Annotated in this window: 21 protein-coding genes and 1 pseudogene; 2 read left to right on the top strand and 20 right to left on the bottom strand. The window is 46.1% G+C overall.

The window, feature by feature from the left end:
- Nucleotides 1-13: 13 nt before the first annotated feature.
- The 5 genes from ACYVR3_RS06640 to parE form a co-directional block, all read right to left on the bottom strand.
- Nucleotides 14-673 (bottom strand): EAL domain-containing protein, encoded by a 660-nt coding sequence (locus ACYVR3_RS06640; protein ID WP_461243576.1) that lies wholly within the window; start codon nucleotides 671-673, stop codon nucleotides 14-16.
- A gap of 284 nt (nucleotides 674-957) precedes the next feature.
- Nucleotides 958-1,887 (bottom strand): manganese-dependent inorganic pyrophosphatase, encoded by a 930-nt coding sequence (locus tag ACYVR3_RS06635; RefSeq protein WP_057152291.1) that lies wholly within the window; start codon nucleotides 1,885-1,887, stop codon nucleotides 958-960.
- 55 nt (nucleotides 1,888-1,942) lie between these two features.
- Entirely contained in the window at nucleotides 1,943-2,905 is a 963-nt protein-coding gene (locus ACYVR3_RS06630) for a LysR family transcriptional regulator (protein ID WP_057152292.1), read from the bottom strand.
- A 119-nt stretch (nucleotides 2,906-3,024) separates the two neighbouring features.
- A complete protein-coding gene (gene parC / locus ACYVR3_RS06625) occupies nucleotides 3,025-5,427 on the bottom strand; it encodes a DNA topoisomerase IV subunit A (protein ID WP_057152300.1) in 2,403 nt (800 codons plus the stop codon).
- 72 nt (nucleotides 5,428-5,499) lie between these two features.
- Complete coding sequence (gene parE, locus ACYVR3_RS06620) at nucleotides 5,500-7,482, bottom strand: DNA topoisomerase IV subunit B (protein WP_461243575.1); 1,983 nt, start codon at nucleotides 7,480-7,482, stop codon at nucleotides 5,500-5,502.
- A 139-nt stretch (nucleotides 7,483-7,621) separates the two neighbouring features.
- Between parE and plsY the strand changes: the two genes are divergently transcribed.
- Complete coding sequence (gene plsY, locus ACYVR3_RS06615; protein ID WP_082404944.1) at nucleotides 7,622-8,254, top strand: glycerol-3-phosphate 1-O-acyltransferase PlsY; 633 nt, start codon at nucleotides 7,622-7,624, stop codon at nucleotides 8,252-8,254.
- A gap of 89 nt (nucleotides 8,255-8,343) precedes the next feature.
- Here plsY and ACYVR3_RS06610 read toward each other — a convergent pair whose 3' ends face one another.
- Nucleotides 8,344-9,222 (bottom strand): aldose 1-epimerase family protein, encoded by an 879-nt coding sequence (locus ACYVR3_RS06610; RefSeq protein WP_461243574.1) that lies wholly within the window; start codon nucleotides 9,220-9,222, stop codon nucleotides 8,344-8,346.
- 804 nt (nucleotides 9,223-10,026) lie between these two features.
- On the opposite strand from ACYVR3_RS06610, the pseudogene ACYVR3_RS06605 reads away from it, so the two are divergent.
- Nucleotides 10,027-10,131: pseudogene (locus tag ACYVR3_RS06605) on the top strand (transposase); the annotation flags it as partial.
- A 407-nt stretch (nucleotides 10,132-10,538) separates the two neighbouring features.
- Here ACYVR3_RS06605 and ACYVR3_RS06600 read toward each other — a convergent pair.
- The 14 genes from ACYVR3_RS06600 to ACYVR3_RS06535 all read right to left on the bottom strand — a co-directional run.
- The gene (locus ACYVR3_RS06600; protein ID WP_461243573.1) at nucleotides 10,539-11,795 is read right to left on the bottom strand and encodes an RNA-guided endonuclease InsQ/TnpB family protein; all 1,257 of its coding nucleotides are present in this window, start codon (nucleotides 11,793-11,795) and stop codon (nucleotides 10,539-10,541) included.
- A gap of 258 nt (nucleotides 11,796-12,053) precedes the next feature.
- On the bottom strand, nucleotides 12,054-13,469 hold the full coding sequence (gene hslU / locus ACYVR3_RS06595; protein ID WP_461243572.1) for an ATP-dependent protease ATPase subunit HslU: 1,416 nt from the start codon (nucleotides 13,467-13,469) through the stop codon (nucleotides 12,054-12,056).
- 52 nt (nucleotides 13,470-13,521) lie between these two features.
- Nucleotides 13,522-14,064: an ATP-dependent protease subunit HslV gene (gene hslV, locus ACYVR3_RS06590; protein WP_054735534.1), complete on the bottom strand. Its 543-nt coding sequence runs from the start codon at nucleotides 14,062-14,064 to the stop codon at nucleotides 13,522-13,524.
- Nucleotides 14,065-14,093: 29 nt separating this feature from the next.
- A complete protein-coding gene (gene xerC / locus ACYVR3_RS06585) occupies nucleotides 14,094-15,005 on the bottom strand; it encodes a tyrosine recombinase XerC (protein WP_461243571.1) in 912 nt (303 codons plus the stop codon).
- Nucleotides 15,006-15,097: 92 nt separating this feature from the next.
- Entirely contained in the window at nucleotides 15,098-17,200 is a 2,103-nt protein-coding gene (topA, locus tag ACYVR3_RS06580) for a type I DNA topoisomerase (protein WP_057152224.1), read from the bottom strand.
- Between the two features lie 142 nt (nucleotides 17,201-17,342).
- Nucleotides 17,343-18,242, bottom strand: a complete 900-nt coding sequence (gene dprA / locus ACYVR3_RS06575) for a DNA-processing protein DprA (protein ID WP_461243570.1) — start codon at nucleotides 18,240-18,242, stop codon at nucleotides 17,343-17,345.
- A 48-nt stretch (nucleotides 18,243-18,290) separates the two neighbouring features.
- Nucleotides 18,291-19,061 (bottom strand): ribonuclease HII, encoded by a 771-nt coding sequence (locus ACYVR3_RS06570; RefSeq protein WP_461243569.1) that lies wholly within the window; start codon nucleotides 19,059-19,061, stop codon nucleotides 18,291-18,293.
- Nucleotides 19,054-19,908: a ribosome biogenesis GTPase YlqF gene (gene ylqF, locus ACYVR3_RS06565; RefSeq protein WP_461243568.1), complete on the bottom strand. Its 855-nt coding sequence runs from the start codon at nucleotides 19,906-19,908 to the stop codon at nucleotides 19,054-19,056. The genes ACYVR3_RS06570 and ylqF overlap by 8 nt, the downstream gene beginning before the upstream one ends.
- A 302-nt stretch (nucleotides 19,909-20,210) precedes the next feature.
- On the bottom strand, nucleotides 20,211-20,750 hold the full coding sequence (locus ACYVR3_RS06560; protein ID WP_461243613.1) for a CAP domain-containing protein: 540 nt from the start codon (nucleotides 20,748-20,750) through the stop codon (nucleotides 20,211-20,213).
- A gap of 114 nt (nucleotides 20,751-20,864) precedes the next feature.
- Nucleotides 20,865-21,089: a hypothetical protein gene (locus ACYVR3_RS06555; RefSeq protein ID WP_461243567.1), complete on the bottom strand. Its 225-nt coding sequence runs from the start codon at nucleotides 21,087-21,089 to the stop codon at nucleotides 20,865-20,867.
- 315 nt (nucleotides 21,090-21,404) lie between these two features.
- Nucleotides 21,405-22,088, bottom strand: coding sequence for a hypothetical protein (locus tag ACYVR3_RS06550; RefSeq protein ID WP_461243566.1), 684 nt, complete (start codon nucleotides 22,086-22,088; stop codon nucleotides 21,405-21,407).
- Nucleotides 22,089-22,242: 154 nt separating this feature from the next.
- Nucleotides 22,243-22,461, bottom strand: a complete 219-nt coding sequence (locus ACYVR3_RS06545; protein WP_054735571.1) for a YozE family protein — start codon at nucleotides 22,459-22,461, stop codon at nucleotides 22,243-22,245.
- An 18-nt stretch (nucleotides 22,462-22,479) separates the two neighbouring features.
- Nucleotides 22,480-23,106: a YpmS family protein gene (locus ACYVR3_RS06540; RefSeq protein WP_461243565.1), complete on the bottom strand. Its 627-nt coding sequence runs from the start codon at nucleotides 23,104-23,106 to the stop codon at nucleotides 22,480-22,482.
- Between the two features lie 19 nt (nucleotides 23,107-23,125).
- Nucleotides 23,126-23,503 (bottom strand): SGNH/GDSL hydrolase family protein (locus ACYVR3_RS06535; protein WP_461243564.1); only part of this gene is annotated, 378 nt, incomplete at its 5' end.

The following is a 23,503-nucleotide window of genomic DNA, read 5'->3' as shown; positions in this document are numbered from 1 at the left end:
AATCATTGGTGAGTTAATCAGACAAATGTGGCTTACCATAGTAATAGCCCTGACGATACGGAATCTCCAATTGATCCAACAACTGGTCATCTTCAATCGTTTCAATGCCTTCCACAACAAATCGCAATTTGTACTGATCGGCAATTTTTTGCCAATGAACTAGCTGTTCTGGAATCTCGGCTGCCCGACCCTCACGCCGAAAATTTTGCATCGCAAATTTAATTTCGTGCACCAGCGGTAAAAACGACTCAACGTTGGCCAGCGTATTATTTCCACTACCAACATCATCAAGACTGATTTGAATACCATGTTGATCGTAATAGCTAACTTCAGCGGCCACCTGCGCTTTGGAAATGCCCTTATCCGTTGGTTCTTCGGTCACTTCAACAATCAGCCGCACCGGATACAACGCCAACTGAACCTTCGCTAACGCATCCGCCATTTCCGGGTTTATAAACTGTGTTCGATTCAGATTAAAGGACACGGAGCTGATCTTAAGCGCCAATTTGCCAGCAGTTTGCTGAAGCAGTACCGCTTGAACGTCCACTAAGATCGCATTAAAGTCTTCCGGTAAGATCCAGTGCTGATCATCAAACTTACGAATCAGGAACTCATACCCGAATAACGACTTGGTAAACTTATTAAGTTGGGGTTGGATAAAGTAACGGTACATTGCACAGACCTCTTTAGCGGTAGTTTTAAACCGAGCTTTCAATTATTACATGTTATAACATCTATATTACATTTTACTAGGATAGTCAAATAATTGCTAGCGGTAATCAACCAATATCCGCCTTTTTCGTGCCTTTTTTCAGTTAGTAACCACAGAATACCGCTTTTTTCATAAGTGCTTTCAATCTAGAGCCAGCTTTACTTGAACGCTAAACAAAAAAGAGCGCTACACCTCCACCGAGGTTATAGCACTCTTTTTAATTTAACGCGTTCATTCAGTTGTGACTAAGCACCAAATGCCGTTTGCAATGGTGGAACAACTTGCTTCTTACGTGAAACCACGCCAGGCAAGTTAGCTTTGTCGTCCTTCAACGTGGTGTTAAAGGCCTTTTCAACAACGTCCTTAGGTTCGCCGTAGACGAATAATTCGGAGTTGCTATCAAGCACGTTGGTTGCCAAAACTAAGAATAAGTCGTAGCCTTCCTTAGCGGCTTCGTCAGCCATCGCTTGCTTGATGCCAGCTTCACGACTGATAACGTCGTTTAAGTCAACCGTGTTGATTTGGTCGATGCGAACGTTCTTGCCAGCCATGGTAAATGACTTAGCATCAGCAGCTACTAATTCAGCATCGCTCTTAGCAGCTAAGTTAGTCCCAGCCTTCAGCATTTCGATACCGTATGATTGGTAGTCCACGTCAGCGATTTCAGCTAAGGCTTTAACGGCTTCGCGGTCCTTATCAGTCGTAGTTGGTGATTGTAACAACAACGTATCTGAGATAATAGCAGATAACATCAAACCAGCCAATTGCGCAGGAATCTCAACCTTGTTTTCAGCAAACATGTTGGTCAAGATCGTGCTGGTACAGCCAACTGGTTCGGCCCGGTAGTACAAAGGTGCTGCCGTGTTAAAATCAGCGATCCGGTGATGGTCAACCACGTGTGTCACTTGAACGTCGGCGATATCATCGGCGCTTTGTTGAGGTTCGTTGTGATCGACTAACATCACAGCATCCACTTCGTTAGCAACCGTCTTAACGATCCGTGGTGTTGGTTCGTTAAAGTGGTTTAAAACAAAGTTGGTTTCCATGTTAGGTTCGCCAAGCGCAACGGCTTCAGTGTCGTAACCTAACTTTGATTGTAAGTAGGCGTAAGCCTTAGCCGCCACGATGGCGTCGGTATCAGGACTTTTGTGCCCAAAAACGAGTTCCTTTGACATAAATTGATCGCTCCTCAAAATAATAAAATACGAACACTCTTATTCTACTATGATTTTACTTATTTTGCTGAATTTCTTGCAACCGAGCAAGATAATCCTTGGTCTTCAAATATTGATCAAACTGAGCTAAGAAATGACCGATGCGGGGAATCCGATCCTTACCTGAGCGGAAGACAAAGGCTAATTCAAACCGAATGTTAGGTTCAAACCGCGCCGTCCAAGTGTTTTCTTGTGGGCCTTGGCCAACCACGAATGAGTTTGGCAATGCCGTGTAAGCACCGGTCTGCGTTGAGAACCGTAACAGTTGTTGTGGTGTCGTAAACTGTGACACACTCACTGGTAAGTCAACCATGGCGTTCTTGTAAGCTTCACGCATCACGTGGTTCAAGTAGTAGTTGGTTGGGTACGTCGTCCAAGGACGACTTGGTGTATCCGCAAACTTGATCCGCTTCTTCTTGCTGAGCTTTTCGTCGTGGTGAATGAATAACAGGTCATCACTAATGATCCGCTTTGATTCATACGGCTTCCAGTTTTTGATTGATTCATCAGGTAAGTACATGATGGCCAAGTCAATCTGGTTGTTTTCCAACTTGTCCCAAATTTCTTTTCGAGTCAGCATGTGAAGGGTAATCTTCACATCTGGGTTTTCTCGGTAAGATTGAATGGTAAAGTCTTCAAACACGCTGTCTTCAACGGATGCTAAGATCCCAACGTTGATATCACCTTGCGTTGCGCTAGTGGATTGTTGAATCTCATCGGCTGCATCGTTTAACACGTCATAAATCTTATGGGTCGCATCAAGCATCGTGTACCCAGCATCCGTCAGACGCAGTTTTTTACCAACGGAGTAAAACAGGCGGGCGCCAACGGTCCGTTCAAGTTTCTTAATTTGTTGGGTCAAAGCTGGTTGCGTGATGCCTAAAATTTGAGCAGCTTGCGTATAGTTCATTGTTTCGGATAATTGTAAAAAGTAAGTGAGCGTTTTCGATGAAAAGATGCTTTCTTGCTTGCTTTTCATGGGGGAAGCCTCCTAAATGATTGGTTGTCTTTGAAAGTTTATTTATCAAAGCTATAATAACCATCTTTGAGCAAATACGCAATTATTGTAATCTAAAAATAACGGATTACTAATAAAATTTAAGACAATGTTAAAATAGTGGGTTTTAATCGCAGGATTTCTGGTACACCTTCGGATTCTGTGTCAATCACAAATGAGCCGTTGGAGTAGCGGTTATTGAGCGGGTGCTCCGCTGGTAAAATATCGTGCATTCGCCGACGATCGGTAATAACTTCCAAAGCGGCCGTTGCATCCGCTAATTTAATAAAGTCAACGACTTCGTGTGGTTTGGACTTCAAAGCATGCAATACCTGAACCCCTTTACGCGCACGAGTGGTGACTGAGATTTCCTTAGCCGCCATCTTCTTGAAGGCACCGCGTTGGGTAATCAAGCTGACCGTGTCCGCATCCGTTACCAGTTGCAGATCAACGACTTGATCACCATCACCAAGGTTCATTGACCGAACCCCAGTAGTTCGCGCACCGTTAACTGGCACTTCCGCTAAATCGTACCGAAGCGCTAAGCCCAGTTTTGACATCAACAGAATCGATGTCTCCTCTGGTTTGGCTAGATACGTGACGTCAACCACGTGAGCCTCTGGATGCTTGAGCTTTTCGTAAACGATCGCCCGGCTCTTGTACGTCCGACCAGGTAAGAGCGACTTAAACTCGGTTCGCTTCACGTACCCGTCATCGGTCGCAATTAAGAATTCACCCGGTGCTTTGAGATCTTCAAAGGCGTAGGTGGCAATGATCTGTTCATCATCGGCCAACCCAATTGTTTGCGAAATGTGTTCACCAGTTTCCTTCCAGCGCGCATCCGTAATTTCATGCACTGGTCGGTAGATCAAGTTCCCCTTGTTCGTAAACATGTAGAGGTGGTTTAACGTACTCAATTTTTCAGTGAAGATTGGGTAATCGTCTTCTTTAAGTCCATTATCTTCAGGATCAGAAGCGTTATACGACCGCACCCCGCTACGTTTCAGATAGCCATCCCGACTGACTAAAACAACCACGTCTTCATCAGGTACCATGACTTCGGTTGAAATGGTCAATGGTGTAATTTCAGCCTGAATCTCAGTTCGGCGATCGTTACGGTAGGTCTTGTTGATCTCCCGTAATTCCTGACGTAGCACTTTATTCAGTTCCTTTGGGTCCGCTAAGATCCGTTGGTAACTGTCAATCGCCTTGGCGAGTTCAGCGGCTTCAGCTTCTAACGCCGTCACGTCAGTATTGGTCAACCGGTATAGTTGCAAGGCCACAATAGCGTCAGCTTGGGCTTCAGAGAAATCGTAAGCTGACATCAAGTTGTCGCGGGCGTCTTTGCGGTTTTTGCTGGCACGGATGGTTTTGATGACTTCATCGAGGATTGATAAAGCCTTGATCAACCCTTCAACGATGTGCTGGCGCTTCAACGCCTTATCCAAGTCGAACTTGGTCCGACGAGCGATCACGTCTTGTTGGTGTTCCAAGTAAGCACTCAGAATCGTCTTCAACGACACGTGTTCTGGTCGCCGGTGGTTAATGGCCACCATGTTGAAGTTGTAAGTCACCTGTAGGTCGGTGTTTTTAAACAGGTAGTTCAAAATCCCGTGAGCATCAACATCGCGCTTCAACTCGATTGCAATCGACAAGCCATCCCGGTCAGATTCATCCCGGACTTCGGAGATGCCATCCACTTTTTTAAGTAGTCGAAGTTCATCGATTCGTTTAACTAACGCGGCCTTGTTAACTTCGTATGGAATTTCACTGACGCGAATCAGTGATTTATTCCCACGTAGGGTTTCAATGGCCGTTCGTGACCGCACAACGACCCGGCCACGACCAGTTTCGTAGGCCTTCTTGATGCCATCAAGACCTTGAAGGATGCCACCAGTTGGAAAATCAGGGCCCTTAACAAATTGCATTAATTGGTCTAAGTCGGCATTTGGGTGTCCCAACAGGTAAATCAACGCATCGATCACTTCACCTAAGTTGTGCGGTGGAATGTCCGTTGCGTAACCGGCCGAGATCCCGGTCGCCCCGTTCACCAGTAAGTTGGGAAACTTCGCTGGCAAGACGGTTGGTTCGTATTCAGTATCATCGAAGTTTAACACCATATCAACGGTGTCTTTATCAATGTCTTTTAACATCTCACCGGCAATTTTACTTAACCGGGCTTCGGTATACCGCATGGCAGCAGGCGGATCACCGTCCATTGAGCCGTTGTTCCCGTGCATCTCAACCAATGGTTCACGAACTTTCCAGTCCTGACTCATCCGATTGAGGGCTTCGTAAATTGAGCTATCCCCATGGGGGTGGAAGTTACCCATAACATTCCCCACAGCCTTAGCTGACTTTCTAAAGGGTTTGTCGTAGGTGTTGCCATCCTTGTTCATGGCAAATAAGATTCGCCGTTGAACGGGTTTTAAGCCGTCACGGATGTCCGGTAACGCCCGTTCTTGAATAATTGACTTTGAGTAACGGCCGAACCGGTCACTCATGACTTCTTCTAAAGTCAGTTCTTGTATCTTTGTTCCCGCCACTTAAAACGCTCCTTTCACAGTGAAGATTGCTTATTGCGCCGTCGTGGTATCGTGAGCGGCATTGGCTAAGTTACTATCCAAGATGCTACCCTCTTCTTCCATGGTAAACGCCACGTTTTCTTCGATCCATTTCCGCCGTGGTTCAACTTTGTCACCCATCAGCGTGGTCACTCGGCGTTCTGCCAAAGCGGCGTCATCAATGCGAACTCGAACCAATGTCCGTGCATCGGGATCCATCGTGGTTTCCCACAACTGTTCGGCGTCCATTTCACCAAGCCCCTTGAACCGTTGAAGTTTATACCCCTTTAGGCCCTTGGTCCGCTTGGCTAATTCATCATCCGTCCAGGCGTAATCTTCAGTTTGCTTTTTACCAGCACCCTTTTGGATCATGTACAGCGGTGGTAGGGCAATGTACACTCGACCAGCATCGATCATTGGCCGCATGTATTTGTAGAAGAACGTCAACAACAGGGTTTGAATGTGGGCACCATCATCATCAGCATCGGTCATGATAATAATCTTGTCGTAGTTAGCGTCCGCAATGTTAAAGTCCGCCCCAACGCCAGCACCAATCGTGTAGATCATGGTGTTGAGCTCTTCATTTTTCATGACGTCTTCAAGTTTCGCCTTTTCGGTGTTCAGGACTTTCCCACGTAATGGCAGAATCGCCTGAAATTTCCGATTCCGGCCCTGTTTAGCAGAGCCACCGGCAGAATCCCCTTCGACAAGGAAGAGTTCGTTCTTATCGGCGTTTTTTGACTGGGCTGGCGTCAACTTACCAGACAGTAAGCGTTCCTTTCGCTTGTGCTTCTTACCAGACCGGCTTTCATCCCGCGCTTTCCGGGCGGCTTCTCTGGCAGAGCGAGCGCGTAACGATTTGTGAATCAGCATTTGAGCAAATTCACCGTTTTCCATCAAGTAGTAACCCAACTGTTCGTTCAACACGCTATCAACGTCAGTCCGAGCTTCAGGCGTTCCCAGCTTTTCTTTAGTTTGACCTTCAAACTGAAGCAGTTCTTCAGGCACGCGTAACGAAATAACCGCTGCCAGTCCTTCACGAACGTCAGCACCTTCAAGATTTTTATCTTTATCCTTCAACAACCCAACTTTACGGGCATACTCGTTGAAGGCCTTCGTCCAGGCACTCTTCATCCCAGATTCGTGCGTCCCACCGTCCTTGGTCCGAACGTTGTTCACGAAAGAGAGAATGGTTTCAGAGTAACCATCGTTATACTGCGCCGCAACTTCCACTTCAACACCATCTTTGGTGCCATCGAAGTACATCACGTCCCCTAAGGTTTCTTTGTCTTCGTTTAAGTATGAGACAAATTCCTTGATGCCGTCTTCGAAGTGGTAAACTTCTTCGCGTTCTTGATCATGACGCTTATCCGTCAACGTGATCTTAACGCCCTTCAACAAAAAGGCTGATTCCCGAAGCCGTTCCGCTAAGGTGTTGAAGTTATACACCGTGGTCGTAAAGATGCTTGAGTCGGGCTTAAAATGCAGCTTGGTCCCAGTTGGTTTTCGAGTGTTGCCTTTTTTCACCAGCGTGGTGATTGGGTGACCGCCATCTTTAAACTGTTGCTCGTAAAGTTGACCGTCCCGAACAATCGTCACAGTTAGCTCTGACGACAGGGCGTTAACGACACTGGCCCCAACCCCGTGCAAACCACCAGAGGTTTTATAACCACCTTGGCCAAATTTACCACCGGCGTGCAAGACCGTTAAGATCACTTCAGGGGTTGGCTTACCCGAAGCGTGCATCCCCACTGGCATGCCCCGACCATGGTCGGTTACGGTAATACTGTTATCCGCTTCGATCACCACGTTGATTTCGTCCCCGAAACCGGCTAACGCTTCATCCACGGCGTTATCCACGATTTCGTAAACCAAGTGATGCAAACCCCGGCCATCGGTGGAACCGATGTACATTCCGGGGCGCTTTCTAACGGCTTCAAGGCCTTCTAAGACCTGAATAGACGACGCGTCATACGTTGCTTTTTTACTCGCCACTAAAAAGACTCCTTTCAACTCATTCATTTTGGATCAGTGCGATTTTGTGATTCCTTTAAAAATTCAATGTTAAGTCCCATGAAACATGCTAAAATATTAGCCAGTGACTTGTCATCATGCACAATTGGAGGAATAGATCTTGAAACTAGCGCTATTTTTAATCCTCGCCTACCTCTTAGGCGCAATTCCTAACGGTGTCTGGGTCGGTAAACGATTCTTTCACACCGATATTCGAACGGCTGGTTCGGGCAACATTGGCACGACCAACACGTTTCGGGTGCTGGGACCAGTAGCTGGGACCACCGTTCTTGTTTTGGACATCGCTAAAGGCTCGGTTGCAACCTTATTACCAACCTGGTTTCATCTTTCTACGGGTCTCGGAACGGCAACGCCGCTCTTATTCGGGTTAATGGCCGTTCTTGGTCATACCGTATCGATCTTCGACCATTTTAAAGGTGGGAAAGCCGTTGCAACCAGCGCGGGGATGTTACTCGCTTACAATCCCTTACTCTTCGTCATTGCGGCATCATGTTTTGTCAGCCTTATCTATTTAACCAGTATGGTGAGCCTGGCGTCAATGATTTCTTTTACAATCATCGTGATTATGTGCATCCTGTTTCACGATGTCTACCTCACGATCGTTGCTGTTTGCCTCACCATTTTCGTTTTTTATCGACACCGAACCAATATTAGCCGCATCAAAGCTGGAACCGAAAATATGGTTTCGTTTGGCCTCGGCTACCGGCATCGTCAACGACAACAACAGAAGTAGACCATTTAAGGGTCTAACAAAAGTGGAGCCATGTCAAACGACATCGCTCCTTTTTTGTTTGATTTTAATCAAAGATTTAGTACTTTCACCTAAAAGAACCGAATTTGGTAGTTTGCAGTGAACTGTTGCTGTGGCTGTAGGGTTTGGATACCGAGTTTGTGGCTAAAGTCACCATCACTCTCAAGGCTATCCGCAATCCCCCACCAAGGCTCGATACAAACGAATGGCGCTTGTTTAGGATATGGTGACCAGATACCAACATATGGTGCGTCTTCAACCGTGAGCGCGACACCATGGTCGTTTAACGGCGTGCTAAGCATCAGGGTCGTCTCCACGTGGTCAAGGTCTAAGATCAGTGCGTCTTGATCAAACAAATCGTGGTCTAACGTTAATGGTGTGGTTAAATTCAACATTTTTTCGTGTTGGTGGTCATTGTATGGTCCAACTAATGGTACTTGTGGGTAAACTTTCTTAGGCGCAACAGTTAAGTGGTAATCAGAAAAGTCACCTTCAGCCGGATTCAATGGCACGTTAAACGCCGGGTGCCCGCCGATTGAAAACGGCATGGTCTGGTCGTTAGGATTCGTCACCTGATAAGCTACGGATAACGTATGGGCATCTAACGTAAAGGAAATCTGTAGGTCAAATTCAAACGGATACTTCGCTAATGTTTCGTCAGAAGCCTGTAACTGAAAAACCGCATGAGTGTCATCGTGGTCCAATACCCGAAATTTTTGATCCCGCGCAAATCCATGCTGCGTCATCTGGTAGGTTTCACCATTCAGTTGATACTGATCATCCTTCAAACGACCAACAATTGGGAACAACACTGGTGCGTGACGACCCCAAAACTTCGGATCCGCTTGCCAGATGTATTCCAAGCCATCTTCTGGTGCGGCAACACTCGTTAGTTCGGCACCGCTTTCATTCAATTTTACCCGTAAATCGGCATTCTTCAATTCAATCACTGCGCAATTCCTCCCGTAGCTTTCGTTGTTAGAATTAGTATAGACCTTTGTTTTGCGTGGCGTCAACTAAGATTGTGATGAGTGCGCTATCGTTTGTGTCCAGCGTAAGCATGATGAGTTTGTGAAGTGCAGTGATTCTGGTTTTGGATAGTGGGAGGATGCCGCAGGAGGCTCCGGCGCTATGCGAGGCTGGAACGCAGTGGCCAGATAGGCTTCCAAGCTTCGCTGGGTCGCGGGCCTACGAGCTAGGAATGGAAGAAAACCACTTCCATGCCGGATTTCTCCGGACCCGCGTATGACTAAGGCACTCGCGACCCGAACCCCACGGGGCACGATTGCCAAAGTCATACCGACACTGCTGAGCCTCGCGCGCCTCCGCCTCTCGCTACATGGTGCGCTGTTGGCAACCAAAACTGCTGACTGTCACATTATGAAGTTGCCGAAACTGTGTAATAGCGACGTTGAATGGTAACTCAACAACCGTAATAAACGATTATGGTCAATGCTCAGCAACAGCAATGAATCAACGATTGCATGATACTAAAATCTGGCGGTTGTCAACGGCGGTCGTTGCAATTCCGTGGTCAACCGCACAATTAAGCACTTGAGATGATCTGCAATGGCGCCGAATTGCGCCAATGTAAGATTTCGGTATGTCTTTAGACCCAGTTGAGCACGTGAAACGTGCGAAACAAAAACCCACCTGCTATGCGGGTGGAAAACAAAATGGTTATACAAAAATCCCCCAATCGTCTTAGAATGAAGGAGTCGAAGCCAACATTGCAGATGAAAGGGGAAAGTTATATGGCGAATAAGCTCAACAGTCTCGCGCACACCAAATGGCTGTGCAAGTACCATATCGTATTCACACCAAAGTATAGAAGAAAAATCATATACAATCAATATCGGGGACGAAGTTAAGACTCGCACGGGTTTTGGCGAGGCTTAACTTCGAGGTTTGAGACCGCCCTTTGGCTCAGGCCGGCCAGCGCAGCTAACCGCTTACCGGAATCGACAGTTCAAGCAAATCATCGCATTTCACAAACTGACAACAACGATGCTTACGCTGGACACAATTCGACAGTAAAAAAGAGACTGAACGTTTCAGCCTCTTTTTGCAGTGCATAGTCAACCACCCCCGACTAAAAGTCAGGGGCTTGTGAGCCAAAACCACTTTGACGGTTGTTTCTCTGGTTTCGAACCACAATTTGCGTAGATACGGATAACGCGCTTAGTCACCCATCGGCTACTAAGTGGAGGTCATCTAATTACCAACGCCGTTTAGGTTCCCAGGTTGCCATAGGAACCGCCTTGCTTCAGGCTGATTTGAGCTTCTTGAGTCCTTTATCTAACACATTTTGCGCAGCGTTCCAATCACGAATATGGTCTGTTTGGCAACTAGGGCATTGCCACTTTCGCTGTGCTAGAGTCAACTTTTTCGTACCTTCAGTGCCCATTACAAACGCACATTCAGAACAAGCCTGCGTTGTATTACGTGGATCAACGGTCACAAAAGTAGTGCCATATAAGTTTGCTTTATAAGTCAGCATCCCTAAAAAGGTGCGCCAGCCAACATCACTGATACTCATTGCTAAAGCGTGGTTCTTCAACAAGTTCTTACTCCGTAACTCTTCGGCAACCACTAGATCGTGACTTTTAATCAGTGTGGTGGAGAGTTGATGAAGGAATTGGTGTCGTTGCGTCCGCACTTTATCATGCAACTGAGCAACTAGGCGCCGTTGTTTTTGATAATTTTTGCTGGTCTTCAATGAGCGATGTTCTCGTTTAGCTCGGCGTGCTCGACGAGAGAGGGTGCGCTGTTCCTTGGCTAACCGTTTTTTACTGTTTCGATAGTGCCGTGGATTAGCGACCGTCTGTCCGTTACTATCGGTTAAGAAATTTTCGAGGTTCAAATCGATGCCTACTGACCCCGGGTGCGATTCCTGATAGGTCACGAATGGCCAGTCAGAAGCTAACTGCATCGCTAAATAGAATCGGTCCGAAGCATCTTTCATAATCGTGACCGTCCCGATTCGAGTGTCTAATAAGCGCTTCAAAAGGCGTTTGTGAGAACCTCGAATTCGCAGCTTACCCAGTTTAGGAACGATTAGCTGGTTAGTATTGATAAAACGAACGGTCCCATTAGTCAATTTAGCTACTGTTTGACCCGGATACTGACAGTTCGTTTGATATTGCCAAACCGCGCTCTTACGATGAAACTTTGGTACACCGGCATGATGGACTTTCAAAAACTGCTGCCAAGCTTTTTGGTAGTTCTGAATGGCATTGGCTTTAGCTAAACTATCAATCCGGGAATCCGCTAAAAAACTGAAATGATTCGTAAGTTCACGAGCGTTACGCCGTTTTTCAAGTTGCGCCAAACGCGTTTGAATCGTATCAATGGGCAAACCAACGCGTTTTAGTTGATGAATTTCCTGATTGATACCCACCATTTGATTGTAAATGAACCGACTGGCATCTGAATTAACTTTGATGATTTGTTTTTGTTTATCACTGGGATAGATACGCACTTTTAGGCCGTAATGATACGCCAATTTACTCATTGATTTCACGTTTTTTCACCCCCAATCTGGTATAAATTGAGTATATCAAGAATTAGCAATAAATAATATTATTTATTACTTTTAAGGTATAATTTATTTTCAAGGTGAATGAAATGCGAAACCACTCATTTCTAGAACTTTTTCAACCAATTGATTCGATTGATACTAATAACATTATATTTTGTTCAAAAAAACCGCGACGCTTTCAGCGACGCGGCGGCCTATCCATCCCCTGACTAAAGTCACGGGATTTCCGGCATAATTTTATTAAAGAATATACCGTGACAGATCCTTGTTCTTAACAATGTTGCCGATCTTGTCATTCACGTAGTTTTCGGTAATGGTGATGTCGCCCATTTGCATGTCAGGCCCTTCAAACAATAGGTCTTCCAGCAACTTTTCAAGGACGGTGTGTAACCGACGAGCACCAATGTTTTGGTTTTCGTGGTTGAGTTGGTAAGCCAATTCAGCAATGCGGTTGATGGCTTCGATGGTGAAGGTGACCTTCACGTTATCGGTGCCAATCAAAGCGATGTATTGTTTGATCAAGGCATTGTTAGGTTCCGTTAAGATCTTAACGAAGTCTTCTTGACTGAGTTCGTCCAATTCGACCCGAATCGGGAACCGACCTTGGAGTTCAGCAATCAAATCACTTGGCTTGCTTTCCGCAAAGGCGCCGGCTGCGATAAACAAGATGTGGTCCGTGTTAATTGGACCGTACTTGGTTTGAACCTGAGTGCCTTCAACGATTGGTAAGATATCACGTTGAACCCCTTCACGGGAAACTTCGCCGCTGTTTTGCTTTGATTTAGACGTGATCTTATCAATTTCGTCAATGAAGATGATCCCAGTATCTTGTGCCCGTTGGATGGCATCGTGGTTGATGTCACCGTCGTTCACCAGTTTCTCGGATTCTTCTTGGATCAAGATCTCACGTGCTTCTGACACGGACATGTTACGCTTGACCCGCTTCTTAGGCATCATTTGACCTAAAGTATCACTCAAGTCAATGCCCATTTGGTTCATCATTGGGTTGTTACCCGCAGTGGCTTGTTGGGGATCGTCCATTTCGATTTCAACTTCGTGGTTTTCTAATAACCCCTTGGCCAATTGATCAGAAACTGACATCCGTTCGTTCTTGATCTCATCCGTGACTTCTTCGGTTGGTTGTTGTGCCGCAGCCGGCATCTTGCCCTGTTGCATCTCAGAAAACATGTTCATCAAGTTCGAAAAGTCAGCTTGTTGGTTTTGCTTAGGTTGCTTGCCTGGTACCAACAACTTCACTAACCGGTTGTTGGCCCGTTTAGTGGCTTCAGCCCGCACCGTTTCAAACTGCGCATCTTTTTCCATCTTGATGGAAACGTCAACTAGGCTCCGAACCATTGATTCAACGTCGCCACCAACGTACCCAACTTCGGTAAACTTCGTGGCTTCAACTTTAACAAATGGCGCCTTAACGATCTTAGCTAACCGCCGAGCAAGTTCAGTTTTCCCAACCCCAGTCGGTCCAATCATCAGCATGTTCTTAGGCGTAATTTCATCTTGCATGTCCTGTGATAACTGCATCCGTCGGTAACGGTTCCGTAAGGCGATCGAGATCGACTTCTTGGCAGCCCCTTGGCCGATAACGTACTGGTCAAGCAAACTCACAATTTCGCGTGGTGTTTTTGTAATTGGGTCCAATCAGATCCCTACTTTCTGTGTGTTTAGATTTTTTAGTTCGACTCTAAGGTCGCTAAAAGGCCTCAGAGATAATGTTGTGGTTGGTAAAGATATCGATACTGCCGGCAATGTCGATGGCATTTTCAGCAATTTCTTTAGCCGTCATATCCGGTGCATGGTGGTGCATCGCCGTAGCAGCAGCTAAGGCAAAGTTACCACCAGAACCGATGGCTAAGATATCGTCATCGGGTGCGATGACTTCACCGGAACCAGAGACCAGCAACATGTCTTTTTCGTTCATCACGATCAATAACGCTTCAAGTTTCTGGAGGTTTTGATCTGAACGCCAGTCCTGAGCTAATTCAACCGCGGCGCGTTCCAAGTTACCGCTAAATTCACTCAAGCGCGTTTCAAATTTTTCTTCTAGGTTAAAAGCATCTGCCACACTGCCGGCGAACCCAACGACAACTTGGTCGTTATAGATTCGGCGAACTTTGTGGGCAGTGCCCTTCATGATGACCTTTTCACCCATGGTGACCTGGCCATCACCCGCCATAGCGTTTTGGCCGTTGTGCCGGACCGCGACGATGGTGGTTGCTTCAAATTTAACTGGCATGGTATAACCCCCTACTTTCTGATAGTCATTCAATCGTGTGTGGCGCGTGGAAAAAAGCGCCGGTAATCTCGTTGAAGCTGGGACTTGGTAACGTGAGTGTAAATCTGGGTGGTTGATAAACTACTGTGGCCCAGTAATTCCTGAACGGTTCGTAAGTCAGCCCCATGATTTAACAAGTGGGTCGCAAACGTGTGTCGCAACATGTGCGGATGAATGTCACCTGTGAGGTGGCTTCGATCGATCACTTGATTGAGCACATATTCGACGCCGGTTGGGGTGATGGGATCACCATAGTGGTTCACAAACACCGTAGAATGCGTCTTTTGGTATTTAGCCATTAACGGCGCTCGGCCGTCAGTCAAATACCGTTGGAGCGCATCCTTGGCATAGTGGCCAAAGGGAACGTAACGCTCCTTATTGCCCTTACCATGAACCAGCATGAGCTGTCCGCTGTAATCCACATCGTCAAGTTGAAGCCCACAGCACTCACTTACCCGCATCCCGGTCGCATAGAGCACTTCTAGAATTGCCGAATCGCGTAACGCTAACTGTGGGTCAGCGTTGGCAGCGGTGGCGTCAAACAACGCCGTCATTTCCTTTTCATAAAAGAAACGTGGCAATGGACTGGGCCGCTTCTTTAACGTGACGTACGCAAATGGGTTTTGGGTGACGTTACCTTCTCGCATCTGAAACTCATAGAAGGTGCGTAAACTCGAAATCTTGCGCGCAATTGTGGTTCGTGCTTTATGCGTGTCATAGAGGTGGCTTAAGTAAACCTGAACGTCAAGCTTCGTCACGGCCAGCAGATCGGTTTGATCGCCAGTTTCAGTTAAAAATTGCTGAAACTGTTTCAAATCTTCTCGATATGCCGTCACCGTTTCGGGTGAATACTGACGTTCACTTTCCAGATAAGTCATGAATAACGCAACTGAATCTGGCATCTACCTCGCCTCCATGAAAGTAATTTAACAGAGTTTAAGACCAACTTCAATCCCTAAAGGTCAAAATTGGTCAAACTTAAACTCTTCTTTAATTATTTTTGAACGGGTTCGTCGTAGTCCCCGTTTGGACAAACGACTTGAACGCCACCCTTGATCTTCTTTTCAACCAAGTAGTGCCCATCCTTTGGACAATCACGGCCGACTGGCTTATCCCATGAGACAAAGTCACAGTCTGGGTAGCGTGAGCAACCGTAGAAAATCCGGTTCTTTTTGGATTTGCGTTCAATCACTTGACCCTGTTTACACTTCGGACAAACAACGCCGATCTCTTTAACGATTGGTTTCGTGTTCCGGCAATCTGGGAACCGCGAACAAGCGTAGAACTTGCCGTAACGGCCCATCTTGATCACCATTGGTGCCCCACAGATATCACAGTCAAAGCCTGCAGGTTCATCACGAATCTGGATTTTTTCGATCGTGTCTTGGGCGTGGGTCACTTCTTTAGAGAATGGTTGGTAGAAGTCATCGATGACTTTGACCCAATCTTGCTGACCTTCTTCGATGCCATCCAATTCCTTTTCCAAACCCGCTGTAAAGCCAACGTTCACGATGTCTGGGAAGTAATCTTGAATGATTTGGTTAACGATATCACCCAGTTCAGTGGGTTCAAATCGCCGACCGACTAACTTAACGTAGTAGCGCCGTTGAATCGTATCGAGGGTTGGCGCATAGGTTGATGGCCGGCCCACACCGTTTTCTTCCAACGCTTTGATCAAGTTGGCTTCACTGTAACGTGCCGGTGGCTGCGTAAAGTGTTGGGCCGGATCAGTTTTGTTGAGTTTCAACTGGTCGCCTTCTTGGATGTCAGGTAACAGGTTATCCTTTTCCTTACCGTCCTTGTAGAGCTTCAAGAACCCGTCAAACTTCAACTTGGAACCGTTGGCTTTGAACGTAACACCGTTTTGTTCGATGGTGACTGCCATGGTATCCATTACGGCGGATGTCATCTGACTAGCCATAAAGCGGTTCCAAACCAACTGATAGAGCTTAAACTGATCATTGGTCAGATATTCCTTTAAATCGGCTGGTGTCCGGTAAACGGAGGTTGGCCGAATGGCTTCATGGGCATCTTGCGCGCCTTCTGGCAACTTACCCTTGATGGGTTTCGTGGCGGCGTATTCTTCACCGTATTTTTCATGAATAAATTGGGAAGCTTCGTGCTTGGCAATCGTTGAGATCCGGGTCGAGTCGGTCCGCATATAGGTAATGAGCCCTTGGCTACCTTCCTTACCGATGTTGATCCCTTCGTATAACTGTTGGGCAGCCATCATGGTTTTCCGGGTTCGGAAATTCAACTTCCGGTTCGCCTCTTGTTGCATGGCACTCGTTGTAAATGGTGGTTGTGGTGAACGCCGACGTTCTTTCTTAGTGACCTTCGTCACATCAAAATCGCCATCACGGTCAAGTTCGCCAAGAATCTTTTGAACTTCATCATTGTTAGGCAGGGCGTGTTTCTTACCGTTTAAGCCGTAGAAACTGGCTGCAAACTTCGAGCGTTGGTGTTTAAATTCAGAGTCGATCGTCCAGTATTCTTCTGGCACGAAACTCTTAATTTCGTTTTCGCGGTCAATGATTAACTTCAAGGCGATTGATTGTACCCGCCCGGCACTTAAACCTTTTTTGACCTTTTTCCACAACAATGGTGAAATTGAGTAACCCACTAACCGGTCCAAAATTCGCCGAGCTTGTTGGGCGTCCACGAGATCCATATCAATGCTGCGGGGTTGCTTAAAGGCATCCTTAACCGCATCCTTGGTAATTTCGTTAAAGACCACCCGGTTCTTATCCGTTGGGTCAAGGTTTAATAAGTGTGACAAATGCCAAGCGATTGATTCACCTTCACGGTCCGGATCGGCTGCGAGATACACTTTCTTGGCCTTTTTGGCCTCAGAACGCAGGTCTTTGATCACATCACCCTTCCCACGGATGGAAATGTAGTGTGGTTCATAATTATTTTCAAAATCAATGCCCATCTTACTCTTTGGTAAGTCGCGAACATGGCCCAGGCTCGCCATGACTTTGTAGGTTCGCCCCAGGTACTTTTCAATTGTTTTTGCTTTAGCTGGTGATTCCACGATCACCAGTTTTTTTTGTGGTTTGCGTTTTTTAGTCGCTTTCTTCGTTGATGTTGCCATCCAATTACTCCTTTAAACCGCTTATTCATGTAGACGTGAAACGGAACAATGAAATCTTTCACATCATATTTCATAAAAATTGGATTGTCAACAAAAAAACTAACAAAAAACTACTATATAATATCTCGTTCCGGTGTCGTTTTTAAATTGGCTTACCCGTTTTCACCGCCAATTCTGGTAATTCTTCAAGCACATGAATCGCCGTTAACACGGGCTTTGCGCCGGCCAGAATTAATTCGTTACAGCCAACGGAGAGTGGGTCATCTACCCGGCCCGGCAACGCTAAAACATTTCGGTTATTTTGCAGAGCCAGATTGGCGGTGATGAGGCTACCACTTCTCGATTTAGCCTGAACAACGAGTAACGCTTGCACTAACCCAGCGATGATTCGGTTTCGTTCAACGAAGTGGTGCGGTTTACCTACAGCACCTAAGCCGTACTCGCTAATAACCAGCTCATGTTCAGCCATGTAGGTCTGCAGTCGTCGATTCTCACCTGGATAAACCTGATCCAACCCAGTGCCAATGACGCCAATGGAACGGCCACCAGATTTTAACGTTACTCGGTGACCTAATGAGTCAACACCTCGGGCTAGACCAGAGACCACAACCACCTGCTGACTGATCAGTGGTGGGATCAGTTGTTCCAGTGCCCGTTGTGCGTACCCATTACCATCACGCGCCCCAATCACGGCTAATAACCTCTCCGCCCGTAATAGTGAAATATCGCCCTGATAAAACAGCACAATTGGTGGGAGGTATCCCTCTCGCAATTGTGCTGGATAAGCCTGATCTAAAATGGTGACAAATGACAGCCGAGCAACGTGTTGTTGCACCCGTTCACTCAACTGTTGACTCACAAAGTGCGCACAAAACCGCACCCGGTGCCGGTCCGTCAGTTCTGCAATCGTGGCAAGCTGATTGGGCAAGAGGTGTTTAGCCTGATTGGGGTGCGCTTGAAGCCAGTTATAAATGCGATTTTCGCCACGGATGCCAATCCCATCCGCTAATCGAAGTCGTAGTAAGAGTCGTCGTAAATTCACGTTGATCACGCCTTTTCGTTAGGATTTTTTCCTAACTACGCGATCAACTTACAAATAGCTCGTGACTGGTGAAAATGTTTTTCGGTGAATGGCGGATGGGCCCTGATCAGCTAGTCCAGCCAAGTGGGCTTTCGTGCCGTAACCGGCGTTGTGGGCGAAATCATAGCCGGGATATAATCGGTCATAACTTTGCATCAGATGATCCCGGAAGATTTTGGCAACGATGCTGGCGGCACCGATACTGACACTCTTCGCATCACCGTGAATCAGCTTTAACTGGGGAATGTCAGAATCAATCTGCATGGCATCAATCAGCAACTGATCTGGCTTGACCGTTAATTGACTGACGGCTGATAGCATCGCAACCCGCGTGGCTTGATAGATGTTAAGCCGGTCGATTTGGCGATTGTCTGCAATGCCAATGCCGACACTTACCACCTGACTTAAAATCTGCGGATAAAGTTGTTCGCGTTGGTGATCCGTTAACTGCTTGGAATCGTTAACCTCGTAGACATCAAAATCCGCTGGCAGCACGATTGCACAGCTCACCACTGGTCCCGCTAGCGGTCCACGACCCACTTCATCAATACCAGCAATCCACTGCGCGCCACGTTGCCGTGCTTCGTTTTCATAAAAAAAGCGCTCTTGAAACGCGCGTTTTTCATTAGCGATTTGAGCAAGGTGGTGCTGGGTCTTTTGAATCAACGCCTGAACCCCTTTTCGAGGATCAGCCGCAAATTGGTCGAACAGCGGGTCGTTTTCATCCGTCACTTGTTGAAATTGGGTCTTTAACGTTTGAATCGACACCGCTTTAGTCATCTTCAACCGCTCCCATCCGGTTTAAGGTGTACCGACCCAGCTTGCCCTTTCGGATATCTTGGATCAACCGGTCACTGGCGCGGTCGTAGTCGTCTTTCATGCCAAATTGCTTAGTCAGCTTCAATAACAAATCGACATCGCTAAGTTCTTGATCAGCCTCACTTAGCTTATACCGGTCGACTAACGTGTCTGGGTAGTAGGTCCGGAAGAAATTCAGCGCGTATAACCCCACATCATCACTAGCAAATCGCTGTTCTTTGATGGCCCCAGTCAAGGCTAACTCTTGACCAGTTTGCTCATCGTCAAATTTAGGCCATAAAATACCGGGAGTATCTAGTAACGATAACTTAGATGATGACCGGAGCCATTGCTGCCCCTTAGTCACCCCTGGGGTATCACCAACTTGGGCCACTCGTTTATTGACTAACCGGTTAAGTAAGGTCGATTTACCAACGTTAGGAATCCCCACCGTGATGGCCCGAATTGGCCGTTCTTTAAGTCCTTTTTGCGCTTCAACACTCAGTTTTTCTGCCAGTAGTGATTGGGAAATTTTCGTAACGGTCTTGGTTGTGATATTAGCTTTAGAATCCACCGCAATTGCGGGTAAGCCCTTTGCTTTGAACGCCTTGATCCAGTTTTGGGTCTGTTCCGGATCTGCCAAATCACTCTTGGTGAGAATCATCAAATGAGGCTTGTCCTTGATGAGTCGTTCAATTTCAGGATTGCGGGACGCACTTGGAATCCGTGCGTCAACCAGTTCGAACACGATATCAACTAAGTGTAAATTTTCTTCTAATTGCCGGATGGCCTTGGCCATGTGGCCGGGGAACCATTGAATTGTTGCCATTGTTTGTAACTCCTTTGCTATACCGAGGTTGCCTTCCCCGGTGTTCTTTAATTTAAGTCGTCTGATAGATTGATTTTGTAAATAAATCTAGTCATCATATTAACTGAAGTTTCTTGAATTTATTTTGATGAGACAGCACCATTTTCACATTAAATCCAACTATAAATAAGTCTAAAACCGTAATGGTGTCCAATTAACTTGTCCATTCTACCATTTTTTAACTCGTTCAGATAGTCGTGCCTGTCTACAATAAACAAATGCCCGTCAACATTTCAGTTGAGGGGCATTTTAGAAATCAGGTGTTATTTGGTGCCAAGGATCGCAGCATCATAGACATCTTCGTTAGTATAAGTCGCGGAAACCCCGATGATATTATAATCTGGGTTTAATAAGATATCGCGATGGCCCCAGTCACTAGTACCATCGTAATAAATGTATTCTGCGACATCATTATCAGCAGCGTCTTTGGACGTTGGTTGATCAACATTGATCGTCGAAGGCATGCTGTAGGCAATGATTTCAGAATGGGCTGTTGAAACATTTAGTTGCTTGGCGTATTTGGCAAAAATACTTTGCCCATCCGAATCGTAGTGAGTGAAATTTTGAACGATATCACGAGCACGTTTGTCGCTAATTTGAGTAAGCTGTGCATTTAATGTCAGCGGTTGTAACCCACGTTGAGTTCGCTCCTGATTGACCTTAGCAACAAATTCGGTCACATAGTCTTGATTGGAAAATTTAAATGCTGTGTCGTGGTTACCAGTGTTCCAACTGTCAGAAACATTAACTGGCGTCTTAGGCTTTGAATTGGCGCCAGATTGAGCGGGCGTCTTGTATGACACTTTTTTCAACCAACCACGCCATACCCAGCCCGTGTGACCTGAATCGGTTTTGAACTTATAATAGACCGACTTTTTACCGTTTACAGTGACGTGCGAAGCGTAGTAGCCCGTAACCTAAGTGCCATAGGTGCCAAGCTTAGCACTGGTTTTATGATTAATTTCCCCGTTACTGTAAATAACAGCTTTCTTATTAACGACTCTGTAGTCACTATCCTTGATGTTTTGGTAGTACCGGAACTTGGTTTTTGCCGAAGCATCGATAGCATTTGTGGTGATGCTTATACCGGCAATACCAGCGGATGCAACGATAATAGCGCTCACTTTAGTTAATTTTGACATGCTAAATCCCCCTGTGAGTTACGCCGATGTTTTTTGTTTAAAATCGATACAACTGTGCCCCTACTTAAAAATTGCTTATTCATTTATAAACATCCCCCCTTTAATCATTACCCATCATTATATCAATAATTACGGTCAATCTCGCTACCTGCTTGTAGAATTGTTTCGCCAAAATAAACGTTCCTTTTAGAACAAAGCAAAAAAGGTCCGATAAACGGACCTTTGATTAACTACTAGCAGTTAGTGATAATCTTGAAAAGAAAGTGTCTAATCAAAGCTTTCAACGATTCTCAAACAGCACAGTTCATCCGTCAATCAAGCATTTCCTGCTGGCGTATAAAAGAGCTTTTGCTTACTGCCAACCGAGTAACTGAGCGCTGCATTGGTAGCCGCAGCCTGCGCCCCATTGAAGTGAACCATTAACCGATAACGGTAATTTCCCTTATTGCTGATTTTTTTATCGGGTAATTTCAGCATGTTATGCTTGGCATAAATGTACGTTGTCTGACCTTTAGCTGCAGATTTGGTAACTTTAGTGGACGAAGTAGGTTTAGTCGTTGCTTGATCATTCTTAAAGTATTCGACATAACCATCACTGGTAAACCGAATGGTGGTGTTTTGATCCTGACGCCCCTGATCGGTAACGTTGGTTTTGGGCTGCCGCATCACTGGCAGTTGATCCATTGCGACCGATTTAACGGCTTTCAGATTATGGTTAACCCGCACCTTCAAGTATTTTGCGGTTGTTGCGTGTCTGATTTGGTAACGTAACGTGCTCAATTCAACGGTCGCATATTTCTGACCATTCTTCTTAGAAAAGTAGATCACATAAACGCGGGTATTAGCCGGAATGGTTACTCGACCAACTGTTGTCGTTTTTGTGACGAGTTGATAATGACTCGTAGTAGTGGTATTAGTTGCGGCGTTAGCGGTCCCCATCAAACCAGTAAGTCCTAGCGCTAACGTCAATCCAGTCACCGTGATTCTTTTTAAGTTCATTGCGATCCCCCCTTTATTAAGTAGCGTACCCCTCCGGAAAAAATTATCAACTATTTTCAATGAAAAAGGACTTCAATGAGTAGACCCGTTTCTGGATCTGCTTATTGAAGTCCTTTTTTGCACGTATTTGATTAGTTACTCAGATACGTTGCACTTAATCCTGCGCCTGATAGAGCACCCAAGCGTCATCAAAAATGGTCATCGATGGTAAATATGGGGCGTTTTCCTCCAGGTATTTGGATAATTCATCAAAGTGGGTTTCTTGCTTGGGAAACCCTTGGTCGTAAAAAGCGTTGTTCGCAAATTCCGCCACGGGTTCATAGTCTTCTGGGTTGCGTTGAGTCATTAAAAATTGGTAAAAGCTTTGTCGCATATCAACACTCCTTTACGGTTACGACTTGGTCTTAGGGACAAGCACTTTAAATTCGAAGTGGCCGTCACCCGACATATCGATTTGTTGGGCGCGATACTGAACGCCGTTGGTCCGGAAGCGGTGCAGATCCATCGTAATGGTTTTTTGCTTCACATCTAGGTCCACCCACTTCGGCAGATTGTACTGAGCCTTAATATAACTCATAACGGCCTTAACGGGAATACTTAATTCACCAACGGCTAATTTTTTCGCTTTAAGTTGAACGTTGCCGTTCGCTAAAACCTTTGGCGTTAATGATAACCCAAAATTGACTGGTAAGCCTAGTAATTTGGTTTGGCCGGTCAAAACCGCATCATCGTTAACTTCAAATTGGTAAGTGACTTTTTGCTTACTCTCGGTCTGGTACTGATCCAAGTAGTAGGCCGCCATCGCGTTTAACTGTTTCTTATTCAGGGTGACGTTAAAGCTGGCCGCTGACGTTGGCGTGCTGGTGGCTGGTTTAACTTGCTCCGAACCGGCCCGCAGCATTTGGATAGCTAAGTAGCCAAACCCAATGATCAAAATTGCTGCCAGTGTAATAAACGCCCATTTCCACGGATTAACGCCCCGTTTTTTAGGCGTTTGTTGTCTTGTTGGTGTTGTCAAAATACCCCTCCATTACTCATTAATTGCGCGTTGACCAGTTCACGTGCTGGCCGATTGCCTGTTTCAACTGCTTTGCCATGATTGTATAGCCCTGCTTATTCGGGTGAAAATGATCATGGGACGATAAATAATCGTTCTTTTCATCGCTAGTTTGATCCTGCAGTAGTTTTTCTACTTCCGCCGGATCAACGTATTGCTGGTTGGTTTTTTTAGTTTCGCGTTTCAATTTCGCTTGAGCGGATGCTGATTGGTACTGACCGTAACTCAGTTGCTGATTAATCGTCACAAAGTGCGTCCCGTTGACCTGACTGGCCACTTTTTGGTTCACCTGATTCCACTGATCAACCGCATCCGTAATCATCGTGGCCGTTGAAAAGTAAACGTAAACCGGGTTGTA

The sequence above is a fragment of the Secundilactobacillus muriivasis genome, assembly GCF_054785195.1.
This window is presented reverse-complemented; position numbering and strand designations above follow the sequence as displayed.